9 protein-coding genes are annotated in these 13,337 nt (G+C 44.1%); 4 read left to right on the top strand and 5 right to left on the bottom strand.

The annotated features are described in order from the left end of the window. Window positions 1-3 precede the first annotated feature (3 nt). The 4 genes from lepB to J3998_RS04280 all read right to left on the bottom strand — a co-directional run bounded on the left by lepB (window position 4) and on the right by J3998_RS04280 (window position 4,909). On the bottom strand, window positions 4-774 hold the full coding sequence (gene lepB, locus J3998_RS04295; protein WP_208148235.1) for a signal peptidase I: 771 nt from the start codon (window positions 772-774) through the stop codon (window positions 4-6). A 2-nt stretch (window positions 775-776) separates the two neighbouring features. Further along, the gene (gene lepA, locus J3998_RS04290) at window positions 777-2,582 is read right to left on the bottom strand and encodes a translation elongation factor 4 (protein ID WP_208148234.1); all 1,806 of its coding nucleotides are present in this window, start codon (window positions 2,580-2,582) and stop codon (window positions 777-779) included. Window positions 2,583-2,851: 269 nt separating this feature from the next. Next, window positions 2,852-4,300: a DegQ family serine endoprotease gene (locus J3998_RS04285; protein ID WP_208148233.1), complete on the bottom strand. Its 1,449-nt coding sequence runs from the start codon at window positions 4,298-4,300 to the stop codon at window positions 2,852-2,854. 75 nt (window positions 4,301-4,375) lie between these two features. Continuing rightward, window positions 4,376-4,909, bottom strand: a complete 534-nt coding sequence (locus J3998_RS04280; RefSeq protein WP_208148232.1) for a SoxR reducing system RseC family protein — start codon at window positions 4,907-4,909, stop codon at window positions 4,376-4,378. 172 nt (window positions 4,910-5,081) lie between these two features. Here J3998_RS04280 and nadB point away from each other — a divergent pair, with 172 nt between their 5' ends. After that, window positions 5,082-6,707 carry an L-aspartate oxidase gene (gene nadB, locus J3998_RS04275; protein WP_208148231.1) on the top strand — a complete coding sequence of 542 codons (1,626 nt, stop codon included), beginning with the start codon at window positions 5,082-5,084 and terminating at the stop codon, window positions 6,705-6,707. A gap of 50 nt (window positions 6,708-6,757) precedes the next feature. Here the strand turns inward: nadB and J3998_RS04270 are convergent, their stop codons facing one another. After that, window positions 6,758-7,303: a chemotaxis protein CheW gene (locus J3998_RS04270; protein ID WP_208148322.1), complete on the bottom strand. Its 546-nt coding sequence runs from the start codon at window positions 7,301-7,303 to the stop codon at window positions 6,758-6,760. Window positions 7,304-7,546: 243 nt separating this feature from the next. On the opposite strand from J3998_RS04270, the gene ygfZ reads away from it, so the two are divergent. The 3 genes from ygfZ to J3998_RS04255 all read left to right on the top strand — a co-directional run bounded on the left by ygfZ (window position 7,547) and on the right by J3998_RS04255 (window position 13,273). Next, window positions 7,547-8,632 (top strand): CAF17-like 4Fe-4S cluster assembly/insertion protein YgfZ, encoded by a 1,086-nt coding sequence (ygfZ, locus tag J3998_RS04265; protein WP_208148230.1) that lies wholly within the window; start codon window positions 7,547-7,549, stop codon window positions 8,630-8,632. Between the two features lie 190 nt (window positions 8,633-8,822). Continuing rightward, window positions 8,823-11,909: a hybrid sensor histidine kinase/response regulator gene (locus tag J3998_RS04260; RefSeq protein ID WP_208148229.1), complete on the top strand. Its 3,087-nt coding sequence runs from the start codon at window positions 8,823-8,825 to the stop codon at window positions 11,907-11,909. A gap of 167 nt (window positions 11,910-12,076) precedes the next feature. Further along, window positions 12,077-13,273 carry an EAL domain-containing response regulator gene (locus J3998_RS04255; protein WP_208148228.1) on the top strand — a complete coding sequence of 399 codons (1,197 nt, stop codon included), beginning with the start codon at window positions 12,077-12,079 and terminating at the stop codon, window positions 13,271-13,273. Window positions 13,274-13,337 lie beyond the last annotated feature (64 nt).

The raw sequence follows: 13,337 nt of genomic DNA, 5'->3' as shown, positions 1-13,337 counted from the left end.
AATTTAATCGATTCCCTTACCGATACGGTTAAAGTGTACGCCATTATCCCAATTCATCCAGATAGCGAACGCTTTACCCTTTAGATTTTCTTCCGGCACAAAGCCCCAGAAACGACTGTCGTTTGAGTGGTCACGGTTATCACCGACCATAAAGTAATGCCCTTCCGGTACCTTCACCGGTTGCATATCAATCGCATGCTTATCAGTGTCATGCAGAACCTGATGGCTCTTCCCGTTATCGAAAGTTTCTTCAACCACTTTGGCATCATTCATCACTGCACCGGAATCATTACCTCGATAGACGCCCATCGCTTTCATATCGACCGCTTTGCCATTGATAAACAGCGTACGTCCAAGATAAGCAACTTCATCACCCGGCAAGCCGACAACACGTTTAATGTAATCAACATCTGGATCATTCGGGTATTTGAATACCACAACATCACCACGCTCAGGCTCACCAATCGGGATGATTTTAGTCTGCACGACCGGCAGTTTAATACCGTAAGAAAACTTGCTAACCGCAATAAAATCACCAATTTCCAAAGTCGGGTACATAGAGCCAGATGGAATACGGAACGGCTCAATAATAAACGAGCGCAGGATCAATACAACCAAAAACACCGGAAATAGCGAACGCGCATATTCAACGATAATCGGTTCTTTAACACCGGTTGACGATTTTACTCGCGCCGGACGCCAAACCAATTTATCAACATACCAGATAACACCGGTCACCAAGGTGACGATAACTAAGATCAGTTCAAAATTCATTATTAGGAATCTCCAGTATCCAGAATCGCTAAGAAGGCTTCTTGCGGCAGTTCTACACTACCGATCGACTTCATGCGTTTCTTACCTTCTTTCTGTTTCTGCAACAGTTTTTTCTTACGTGACACGTCACCGCCATAACATTTTGCAGTAACGTTCTTACGTAGCGCCTTGACGTTGGTACGGCCAATAACTTTCGCGCCAATCGCCGCTTGAATCGCTACATCGAACATCTGACGCGGAATCACTTTTTGCAATTTGTCGATAATCATCTTACCGCGCTGCACCGCGAATGAACGGTGCACGATAACCGCTAAAGCATCAACTTTCTCACCATTCACCAAGAAGTCCATGCGCACCAAATCATCCGATTGGAAGCGTTTGAATTCGTAGTCCATCGATGCATAACCGCGCGAACACGATTTAAGACGGTCGAAGAAATCCAGCACCACTTCATTCATCGGCAATTCGTAGTTTATTGAAACCTGACCACCGGAATACTGCATGTCTTTCTGCACGCCGCGTTTTTCGATACAAAGCTTCATTACCGCCCCGACATATTCGTTCGGTACAAGAATGTTGGCTTGGATAATCGGTTCACGAATCTCGTCGATAATACCCGGATCTGGCAATTCCGACGGGTTATCGACGCGCAGCGTTTCGCCCTTCTTAGTCAAGACTTCATAAACCACTGTCGGCGCTGTGGTAATCAGATCAAGATTGTATTCTCTCTCCAGTCGCTCTTGGATAATCTCCATGTGCAACATGCCCAAGAATCCACAACGGAAACCGAAACCTAATGCTTCAGACGTTTCCGGCTCGAAATGTAAGGCCGCATCGTTCAGACGCAGTTTACGCAACGATTCACGCAGATCTTCATAATCTTCCGAGGTGATCGGGAATAAACCGGCAAATACGCGAGGCTGTGCCGGTTTAAAACCAGCAAGCGGTTCAATCTCCGGCTCTGCCGCATTCGCAAGCGTATCACCAACCGGCGCACCGTCGATATCTTTGATACCGGCAATAACATAACCCACTTCACCCGCTTGCAAGAACGGCTTAGAGGTGCGTTTTGGAGTAAAAATCCCTACATCATCAACAAGGTATTCTTCTTTGGTCGACATGACACGCATTTTGGTTTTTTTACCGATCTTACCGTCAATTACACGTACTAAAGAAACCACACCCAGATAGTTATCGAACCACGAGTCAATGATCAAGGCTTTTAGCGGCGCATCAATATCGCCTTCCGGTGCAGGAATTTTCTTAACAATTTCTTCTAGCGTTTCACTAATACCAATACCGGCTTTTGCAGAAGCACGCACCGCCTCTTCGGCTTCAATACCGACAATCTCTTCAATCTCTTCGATAACGCGTTCCGGATCTGCTGCCGGCAAATCGATTTTATTCAGAACAGGCAGTACTTCCAGACCTTGTTCTATCGCGGTATAACAGTTAGCGACTGTTTGTGCTTCTACACCTTGAGAAGCATCCACCACCAATAGAGCACCTTCACAAGCCGCTAGAGAACGCGACACTTCATAAGAAAAGTCCACATGTCCAGGCGTGTCGATAAAGTTTAACTGGTAGGTTTTACCGTCTTCAGCGTCGTAGTTCAAAGTCACACTTTGCGCTTTGATGGTGATACCACGCTCACGCTCGATATCCATCGAATCCAGAACCTGCTGTTCCATCTCACGATCCGTCAGACCGCCACATAGATGAATGAAACGGTCGGCAATGGTCGACTTACCGTGGTCGATATGCGCAATAATTGAAAAGTTACGAATTAATGATAAATCGCTAGACATTTATTCTCCGAAATTAGGTTCACCGGCAGGCTGGTTTTTATCGATTAACAATAAAGGTTGGTAATAAAAAAGGGGCGTAAATGCCCCTTTTGAGAATCATGACCAATTCAAGCTCTGCTTGTTTCCATCTTTAGCTGCTTTCCCAGATGGATAGGCTTTCAAAAGTTAGGCGGTATTTTACGATAAATTCGGTTTGGTTACATTATTTATCGTTAATAGCGTCTAACTAGATAAAAGCCTTTTTCAGGTCAGCTTTTAGTTTGTTAACGTTAATCCAATACCAATGGTAGGAATACCGAACGACCGTCGCGAATCACACGTACTGGAAGCGAACGCTTTTTCGGCAAACTTTTCATTAGTTCATTAAATTCACGTACGCTTTTCACCGGTTTGAAATCGATGGTAACAATCACATCACCGGTACGTACCCCCGCTTGTTCAGCCGGGCCGGAGAAAACATCAGTTACACGCACACCATACGGCAAACCTTTCGATTTCAGCCATTCAGGATCCAAATCCTCAATGGTTGCCCCCAACTGATTACTATTCAAAAGTCCGTCATTCGAAGACATTGCTAAATCTTTGGACTTATCCAGAGAAGTCAACTTAACGGTAATGTATTTGATTTCACCTTGGCGAATCAGTTTCACCTTAACTTTTTTGTTAATCGGCGTCATACCAACCACAGGTGGCAGATCAGACGACTTCGCAATCGGCTTGCCATCAAACTCCAAAATAACATCGCCCGCTTGAATGCCGTACTCTTTAGCTGGGGTATTATCATAAACCTCACCAACTAAGGCACCGGTCGGTTTTTCCAGACCAAACGATTCTGAAAGATCACTAGTAACTTCTTGGATCTGCACACCTAAGAAACCGCGCACAACCTTACCGTTTTTCTTTAACTGCTCGGCAACATTCATGGCGATATCAATAGGAATCGAGAATGACAGCCCCATTGAGCCACCGCTTTTCGAGTAGATTTGCGAATTAATACCAACCACTTCACCATCTAGGTTAAATAGCGGCCCACCTGAATTACCGGGGTTAATCGGTACGTCAGTCTGAATAAACGGCACATAAGTATCTTCAGGTAGCGAACGACCCAGCGCCGAGATAATGCCGTGGGTCACGGTATAATCCAAACCAAATGGCTCCCCAATCGCCAAAGCCCACTGCCCAACTTTCAAGTCTTTGCTAGTACCAATTTTCGCAAACGGCAGACCGGTGGCGTTAATCTTAATCAATGCCACATCGGTACGCGGATCAGTCCCGATCAATTCGGCTTTCAGCTCTTTGCGGTCACGCATGCGCACAATGATTTCATCAGCATCTTCTACCACATGATTATTTGTCAGAATATAACCATCTTCACTAATAATGAAACCTGACCCCAGCGAACTCACTTGCGGTTTGTTACCCTGACGACCGTCCGGCTGCTGCTGGAACATTTCCGGCGGAATGCCGAAGAAATGACGTAACAACTCTTCCGGCATGCCTTTAAATTGCTCCGGCATCTGCTGACGCTTCTTGTCAGATTTTTTTTGGATAGTGGAGATATTCACCACCACTTTATTATTCTGTTCGGCCAACTCTGTGAAATCCGGCAGGCCGTATTTATTAGTCTTGGCATAACTCAAGTTAGGTTGCAATAACATCACCGCCAAGACCAGCATTGCAGCAACCAAGGAGTTTTTAGAAACTAATTGAAGTCTCATTCGTACCACCTTTGTTTTTGATTCTTGTGTTGGAAATAATCTAGCTTTTTTGTTGTAAGGACAGTTAGTCCATTTTTAAAGTTGTTCAAAATCCGATGTAATTATTTTTTGCATTTCCGGCACAACCGGACGGTAGAATTTTCGGGTAATCCACCAACCGGAAAAAAGACCGAATCCGGCACCGGCAATTGCCCATAATTCTGCAAAATCCTGTGCCTTTTCCTGAGAGCCAACATCGCCGGAAAGCAGTGATAGCGCCAAGTTCTGTGCTAGGACAGCAAAAAGTAAAAGCCCGATTAATGGTAAGCCATAAGCCATAAAAGAATGTTTGATCAATCGTGACTGATCCATTGAGACCTCAACGCGGTCACCGACACGCGCGCCAATGTAATTTCGCACTTTAATCGGTTTTTTATGGGTTGAGACAAATAGCTGCGAGAGCGCCGATGTTCCACAGCCACCACTTGAGGCACAGCCGCTACAGCCGTTTTTTGGCTGAACCTCAAGCAAGGCAAAATGGTTTTCATCTGCATCGGTCTCCAGCGCGACTACTGTAGCGGTTTCAGTCAACATTGAACTCGGACGATTGATTGGTTTTTCTTGCTCCATTCATTTTTCTCTTCAGGGATTCAATGGAAAAGGTTATTTTGCTACAGAATACCCTTTCACCGACTATTTAAACAAGATTACTTGAATTATTAAGCGCGAGCCCTATAGTAAGCGGCAAAAATATCGCTATGATAGGAAACATCCCTGTTACCCACTTTTGCCGGAGATTTCAATGAGCAAAGAAAGCCCAAACCCATATTCCAAAAGCACCGAAGTATTGGTCATTGGAAGTGGTATTGCCGGACTCTCGATTGCCCTAAAACTGGCAAAAGAGCACAAGGTTATCGTCCTTGCCAAATCGTCGCTTGAAGAAGGCAGTACCAATTACGCACAAGGCGGCATTGCTGGCGTGCTTGATCCTTTTGACAGCATTGATGCGCATATTAAAGACACCGAAATTGCCGGCGCAGGCCTATGTGATGAAAAAGCGGTCGCCGTAGTCGCAACTCATGCAGCGGAAACCATTCTGGAGTTGGTGGAGATGGGGGTTAATTTCACCACCGAAGGCGCCAAGACCGAAAACTTCCCATATCATCTAACCAAAGAAGGCGGTCATAGCCATCGCCGAGTGATTCATGTCGCCGACCACACCGGCCAATCGGTTACCAATGCCTTAATTCGTCAGGTGAAAAATCATCCAAACATTGAGTTATTACCGGAACATATTTCTATCGACCTGATTCTCAATAAAAAACGTAAACGTTGCATGGGCGCTTATGTCCTCAATAAAGAAGAGAAACAGGTTTACGCCATTAGTGCCCATTTCACCGTTTTAGCGACCGGCGGAGCTTCCAAGGCTTATCTCTACACCAGCAACCCAGATACTTCGACCGGAGATGGTATTGCTATGGCATGGCGTGCTGGTTGTCGCGTAGCCAATCTGGAGTTCAACCAATTCCACCCGACCTGTCTCTATCACCCGCAAGACCGCTCTTTTTTGATTACCGAAGCGGTGCGCGGCGAAGGCGGTATTTTACGTCTGCCGAACGGCTACGCCTTTATGCAAGATTATGACGAGCGAGCCGATTTAGCTCCGCGAGATATTGTCGCTCGTGCCATTGACCAAGAGATGAAAAAGCACGGTATTGATTGCGTTTATCTGGATATTTCGCATAAACCGGCTAAATTTGTCAAACAACATTTCCCGACCATTTATCAGCGTTGCAAAAAAGTCGGCATCGACATAACCAAACAGCAAATTCCGGTCGTGCCTGCAGCCCATTACACCTGTGGCGGCATTGTCGCCAACCTTGAAGGCAAAACCGATTTAGAAGGCCTGTATGCCATCGGCGAGACCGCTTACACCGGTTTGCACGGCGCTAATCGCCTTGCCAGTAATTCGCTAGCCGAGGGCTTAGTATTTGCCAAAATGGCTTATCAGAGCATCGAAAATTCTTTCACTGCAATGGGCGAATATGAGTACATTGCCAAGCCTTGGGATACCAGCGGCATCACCGAACCGAAAGAGAAAATCATGGTCAGTCACGACTGGGATGAGTTACGCCGAGTGATGTGGGATTATGTCGGAATTGTGCGCACAGACCGCCGCCTGAAACGTGCTCGCAAACGCATTAAGAACCTGCAAGCAGAGGTCAGCGAATACTATCGCCAACACTTTATTACCAGCGACTTATTGGAACTACGAAATTTAACTATGGTCGCCGAACTGATGGTGATGAGCGCACAACGCCGAAAGGAAAGTCGCGGCCTGCATTACAACTTGGATTACCCTCATTTAAGCAAAACCGCTAAGCCGACAATATTAAAACCGAAAGGCCCTCGCAAACTAAAAAGCTAACGATATTCAATACCTTAGCTAACCAAAAAATAGCTCACTTAGAGCCTGAACTAACCGTTACCAACCGGCATATCTGTTGCCGAAATTTGCTCAATTAGACTTTCATTAACCAAACGGTCAATATCCACTAAAACAACCATTCCGGAAGTACTGCTTTGCAAAGAGCGCCCCGCACTATCTTGGGCATTCTTCACTTCATCCGACCCCAAATTCGCTAGACCGATAATAAACTGCGAGCTAACCTCAGTAGAGATATCCGGTGGCGGTTGCAAATTATCCATGTCAAAGGTCTGCACATCACTGACCGCATCCACAACCAAACCAACCGTCCGTTCCCCCTGCGAAGTAATAACGTGCACCACAATCACTACCGTAGTGGTTTTATACTCCGCTGTCAGGCGAAAACGCTCACGCAAATCGATAATCGGCACAATATTGCCACGCAGGTCAACCACACCTTTAACAAAATGCGGGACATTTGGTAAAGGGTTCGGCTTTTCCCAACCGCGGATTTCTTGTACGCGAAGAATTTCAACCGCAAAATGCTCACGGCCGATAATAAAAGTTAAAAATTCTTGTTTATTGGCCACGGCCATTCTCCATAGATCAGTGCTGGGCACCAAGCCCCTGCTTAAGAATGCTTTAATCTTAGCGAAATCAAACTAGGCCAACAATAAGAGTTTCCATCAGCAGGCAATTTGTTGACCACAAATTTTTTCAAATCAAGTGTATCAACGCTTGAAATTGTCATAAACGCCACTATATTGCAGTAAATAACTTTTCGATTCCTGCTCGCAAAATGGAAACGAACCCGAATTTAACTGTCTAAAGGAAATTTTATGCAAGCGACAGCGGCAATGGATGCAACTTGGTTGGCCTTCTTGGAATCTCAAAACGCTCAGTTTGACGAAACCGGAAAAATCAGCACTTTCGGCGAAGCCGAACTGGAACGTTTCCTGATTAAACACGGGCCGGTTTTAACCAACTTGACTCATCAGGCGTTGCTGAAAGTTTCCGGTTCGGAGGCAGAGTCGTTTCTGCAAGGGCAGTTAAGTAGCGATGTTAAACAAGTCAACGAAAACCGTGCGCAACTTTCTTCTTATTGTGATCCTAAAGGCAATGTACTTGCCGTTTTTCTAGTCTTTAAATATCAAGGCAATTTCTATTTAAGTTTTGACGGTTCTCTTGCTGAGACCATACAGAAACGCCTGCAGATGTTTGTTATGCGTTCCGACGTGAAACTGGAAAATGTCTCCAACAGCCTGATTCAGCTTGGCTTTGCCGGCGAGTTTGCTGACCTTGACGTACAACGTCGTTTAGACACTAAAGTAAAGGAAGCCTTTGAGGCTGAGATGTCGAAAGACGACGGTATGCAAGATGTGCTAATCATCAAAGTACCGGGGCCTTACCATAAGTATGCACTATTTGGCCCGGTCGAACAGATGCAGACCGTTTGGAATAATCTGCGCGTTAACTGTGATCTAACCAATAATTACGACTGGCAACTGCTTGACATCGCCGCGGCAGTACCCAATGTCACGGCCGCGAATAGCGGTCAATATACTGCACAATTTTTAAATCTAGACAAATTTGATGCCATCAACTTTAAAAAAGGTTGTTTTCCTGGACAGGAGATTATCGCTCGCATCCATTACCGCGGCAAAATCACCAAACGTATGTTACGCATCCGCCTAGAAGAAGAAATTCATCTGCAAGCCGGCGACACTTTAAAGCTACTTGACCCGCAAGCTAAAACCCATAAACTGGAAATTATTAACTGCCGTCCTGCCATTTTTGGCGGCACTCTCTGTAATGCCATCGGCACCTTAAAATCTCTGGATTCAATCGAAGGTGACTTAACGACCGAAAACGGGCAACCGGCAATTATCGAACCTTTACCATACTCAATCACAGACGAAGAGTAGGCTTTTACAAACGAGGGAAATAGCCAGACTATTTCTCTCGCTAAGCAGGCCACAAATATCGACAAAAATTATTACAGCTTAATCACGAAGTAAATTTCAATCTCAATCAACTTCAAATATCGGCTTACCGATTGCAGATAAACAGCAAATTCATTAATGTGTCTCAAGATGCAGATTAATGGAGAAAATCATGAAACAGACTAACGCTATGCAATATAGCCTGATAATCGGCCTGTTAAGCTTCTCCTTTGGAATTTTAATCTCGTTTTTAATTTTCGGTTATTTTGCTAATTTAGAATTTAAACAAAGCAATCAACGCAATCAGCAACTGATTACCGCAGAAAGCCGCTTTATTGAAACTCAAGTCCAACACAAACTGCATCATTTACAAAAACATCTGTTTCTATTACGCGATCTGGCTACAAGCCATCAAAAATTTAGCGAACAACTCTCTGCCGACTCAATGCAAAGACCTACCCCCTTAACATCGCTATTAAGCCAACAACTACAAACATTTCATGTAAAACAATTGCAAGAATTTGCCATAGCACATCCTCAATTTGTAGAAATCAACATTCTTAATGCTCAGATGCAAAACCAAGTCAGTATTTTCGCCGATCAAGTAAAAATCCATCCGCAAGATTCCGTTCAGCTGGAACGAAAGTTCCAACCGCAAATCGAGCAACTGCAAAACAATCAGCTATTTATTTCTCCGGTTCAATTTGGTGATATGCCGAATATGCCAGGCAACCATGCCTATATCATTATGGTCAGCCCCTATTCTGCTGGCCCTAATCAAACCATTGGTTATGTTTGGGCCAAAATCAGCCTGCAACCGATACTGGCGGAATTTTCCCAATCTCAACAAGCCATTAAGCAGATTGGAATCCCTTTGCCGGAACAACCGACTTTAATGTGGTTACTCGACTCAAGTTATCGTGCCCTAAGTGAAAACCCTTTAAGTGCTTTATGGCAACCGATGCAAGGTAACACTCCAATCGAGAGCCAGCTGACACTAATGCTAAGCAATGCCGAACAAAATGGCGTGCAAACCAGTCAAATCAATACCCATCGCTATTGGGTACAAGCTATTCAATTAGATCAGCGTCTTACCAAGAAACAAAATCCGCAGACAGTAACGGTTAACCAGCTAACGCCGCTTTTTCTAGTGGCACGCACGCAAACCGCCTCAAGCCTGACCAATTACATTCTCTCGAATAATTCTCTTCGTCCGGTGATTTACAGCATTCTGGCAGCCAACTTTTTGCTGACCATTTTTATCGGCTTACTTGCTTATCGCCATGCCTGTAACCGCTTTGAACACGAAAAAAACAATAACCTGCTGTTGCGCTTTATCCAAAAATCACCGCAAGCAATTATGATTGCCAGTCCAAACGGTGAAATCTTATTAAGTAACCAAGGCGCGGCGTCACTGATGCCGCGTTTAATGAACTACTTTGCCAAACCAAATGATGATGAAGTTCCAACTTACGTAAATGCAGAAAACTTCAATTTTCTACAGCAGTTAAGCTCTGAAGAACAGTACAAATTATTCCAGATGGAAACCATCTTCATGCGTCTGCATTTACCGGAAACCCGTCGCGAGCCGAGCAAATATTTTATCGGTAGAATTTTTGCCATTGAGCATGACAATGAACTGCTTGCCATTGGTGCAATCTATACAGATCAAACCCAAATAGAAGAAGCGGAGCATGAACTAAGATCCGCCGAAGAACGCATTAGTGCCATTTTTGACTCGGCCGCCGACGCGATCCTTCTGGTTGACCAAAAGGGTAGAATTATTGAACACAACATCACCGCCGAACACATGTTTGGCTACTCCGATGACGAGTTCAAAGAACTGACTGTCGAACAACTCATGCCGGAAGACTTTCGTAAAGCGCACGTTAACTTGCGCAGCAACTATATGCAACATCCTCATATGCGCTTAATGAGCGATGCCGCTCGCCTAACCGCACAAAACAAACAAGGCGATATTTTCCCTATCGAAGCGAGTCTGAACGCCATTGACGGTGAAGATAAATTAGTAGTCTGTACTGTTCGTGACATTCGCGAACGTCAACGCATTCAACAACAACTCAGCCAAGCGCAAAAAATGGATGCTATCGGTAAGTTGACCGGCGGTATTGCACATGACTTCAATAACTTATTGTCTATCCTGATCGGTAACTTAGATTTGGCTGAGATGAATTTAGAGCAACAAAAATCGGATAAAGCCCTTAAATCCATCCATACCGCACAAGAAGTAACCGAACGAGCTACTAACCTTACCAAGCGTCTACTTTCTTTCGCTCGCAAGCAAACCTTAACGCCCGAGTTAATCGATTTAAGATCGTTACTAGAGAAAGAACAGGACATGATCCAAAGGGTTATTAATAAAGACATTAAACTGCACTTAGAGATAGCCGAACAGCTACCACTGATCAAAGCCGATCCAATGGAATTGCAAACCGCGTTAATCAATTTGGCGGTCAATGCCAATGACGCCATGCCGGAAGGCGGCGATATATTTATTAAAGCCGAAGAGTGCCTTGTTGAAGACTCACAAAGTTTTCTTGGCGAAGGATTACAGGATGGCAGATATGCCTTGCTAAGTATTACCGATACCGGAACGGGAATTCCCAAAGATCGACAAGAAAAAATTTTCGAGCCTTTCTTCACGACTAAACCAGTCGGAAAAGGAACCGGTCTAGGTTTGTCCATGGTTTACGGTTTTATGAAACAAAGTGGCGGGCAAGTCAAAATTTATTCTGAACTCGGCATCGGCACCAGTTTTAAACTCTACCTACCTGCCATTGACGATGCCCAACAAGTTCAGTCGGAATCACCTGAAATGATTCAATCGATTGCAGATAACGAAGACGTCTTTCGAGGAGAAAATCAAAACTATCAAATTTTAATTGTCGATGATGAATACGAATTAATGCATTTGGCTGAAGAATATTTACAAAGTGCCGGTTACAGAGTCATTAGCACGAACAGTTCCCAGAACGCCCTTCATGAAATCGAAAATCACGGAGATAAAATTGATTTGGTTTTTAGCGATGTCATTATGCCTGAACAAAATGGCTTACAGATGGCACAGCAAATTCATAAACTCTATCCGAACATACCCGTCATTTTTGCATCCGGCTTCCCCGAAGAGGCCTTACAACATAATTACAAAACAGAACAACCAATTAATATTCTGAAAAAACCTTATCGAAAAATGGCACTACTTGAATTTATTGATGAGCATTTACCAAACAAGTCATAGCATAAACGATAGGTACTGAGTAACATTACTCAGCTAATAATTAATGCCAGCAATTGGATTTTTTCCTAAATTTGTTATCTTAATCAAGACTTTACAAAATACCTTGTGGCTTACAAGAACTTTGTATGGGCATCCTAGCAGATTCCTTTTTAGCAGGTAGGTGACCTATGCCAAATCAGAAATTACCCCGAGTTCTCATCTTGGATGATGAATCAGCGATCACCGAAATCATCGCCTCCAGTCTCGACTTTATGAACCTACCGACAAAAGAGAAAATTCACGACCCTCTGCAACTTCATAACCTAGACCTGTCGCATTATGATGTGATGTTTCTTGATTTAATGATGCCCAATATGGACGGAATTGAAGTAATGCGTCTGCTGAGTGAAAAAGCACCGCAAATCCAAGTCGTGCTGATGTCGGGAATGGACACAAATGTTTTAAATACAGCCAAAGATCTCGCCTGCGAGTCGCATCTACGAGTACTCGGACATTTGAACAAACCTTTTCGTCCTAAGCAAGTTATTGAAATTATCCAACTCTACTCTGAATATTCTCGCAGCAAAGCCGATAAAACCTCTATCGCAGCGATTCCTTTTAGCCTTGGAGAGTTGCGAAATGCCTTAAATAACAAAAAATTACAACTGTTCTACCAACCGCAATTCGATTTAAAAACTCTGCAATTGGTTGGCTTTGAAGCCTTATGCCGTCTGCAAATCGACAATAAGATTATCTACCCTGACCAATTCATTCAACTAGCAGAAAATAATCAACTTATTCACCCTTTAACTCAACAAGTTGTGCAATTAGCTTTTCAGGAGTTTGCAACTCTAACCAGTGCCACGCACTCAGGCATTAGCCTCTCGCTGAATATTTCCGGACATGACTTAAGCGACCTTGAATTCCCCGATTATGTAAGTCGTTTAGCCGACAAATACAACATTCCCAAACAACAAATCAACTTTGAAGTCACTGAAACCCAAGCGGTAGAAAACATGCGCTTTGGTTTGGACGTCATTAGCCGCTTACGCCTTAAAGGCTTCAAAATTTCTATCGACGACTACGGCACAGGCTATGCCATGCTAGACCAAATCAAACGCTTGCCGGCTAGCGAATTGAAAATTGACCGCACCTTTGTCAAATCAATTAGTGAAAAAGGTAAATCCGTTGTTCTGGTGCGCAAAATTCTGGAGATGGCTCAAGAACTGAATATGGAAGTCGTTGCCGAAGGTATTGAAGATGAGCTAACCGCTGACTGGTTACAGAAAATGGGCTGTGAAATCGGCCAAGGCTATTTCTTTGCTAAACCGATGCCTCTACAACAAGTTTCCGACTTCTATAGAGAGTTATTAGCAACGGCTTAGCTGAAAAAAGCCAAGTTTTCTAAAGAATTAATAACCAAAAACCCCGTAAAAACGGGGTTCTCGT

This window comes from Thiomicrorhabdus marina (assembly GCF_017571465.1).
Taxonomy (GTDB): domain Bacteria; phylum Pseudomonadota; class Gammaproteobacteria; order Thiomicrospirales; family Thiomicrospiraceae; genus Thiomicrorhabdus; species Thiomicrorhabdus marina.
This window is presented reverse-complemented; position numbering and strand designations above follow the sequence as displayed.

Coding starts and splice junctions, on each gene's coding strand:
- lepB (WP_208148235.1), bottom strand. CDS start 774: ATGAATTTTGAACTGATCTTAGTTATCGTCACCTTGGTGACCGGTGTT.
- lepA (WP_208148234.1), bottom strand. CDS start 2,582: ATGTCTAGCGATTTATCATTAATTCGTAACTTTTCAATTATTGCGCAT.
- J3998_RS04285 (WP_208148233.1), bottom strand. CDS start 4,300: ATGAGACTTCAATTAGTTTCTAAAAACTCCTTGGTTGCTGCAATGCTG.
- J3998_RS04280 (WP_208148232.1), bottom strand. CDS start 4,909: ATGGAGCAAGAAAAACCAATCAATCGTCCGAGTTCAATGTTGACTGAA.
- nadB (WP_208148231.1), top strand. CDS start 5,082: ATGAGCAAAGAAAGCCCAAACCCATATTCCAAAAGCACCGAAGTATTG.
- J3998_RS04270 (WP_208148322.1), bottom strand. CDS start 7,303: ATGGCCGTGGCCAATAAACAAGAATTTTTAACTTTTATTATCGGCCGT.
- ygfZ (WP_208148230.1), top strand. CDS start 7,547: ATGCAAGCGACAGCGGCAATGGATGCAACTTGGTTGGCCTTCTTGGAA.
- J3998_RS04260 (WP_208148229.1), top strand. CDS start 8,823: ATGAAACAGACTAACGCTATGCAATATAGCCTGATAATCGGCCTGTTA.
- J3998_RS04255 (WP_208148228.1), top strand. CDS start 12,077: ATGCCAAATCAGAAATTACCCCGAGTTCTCATCTTGGATGATGAATCA.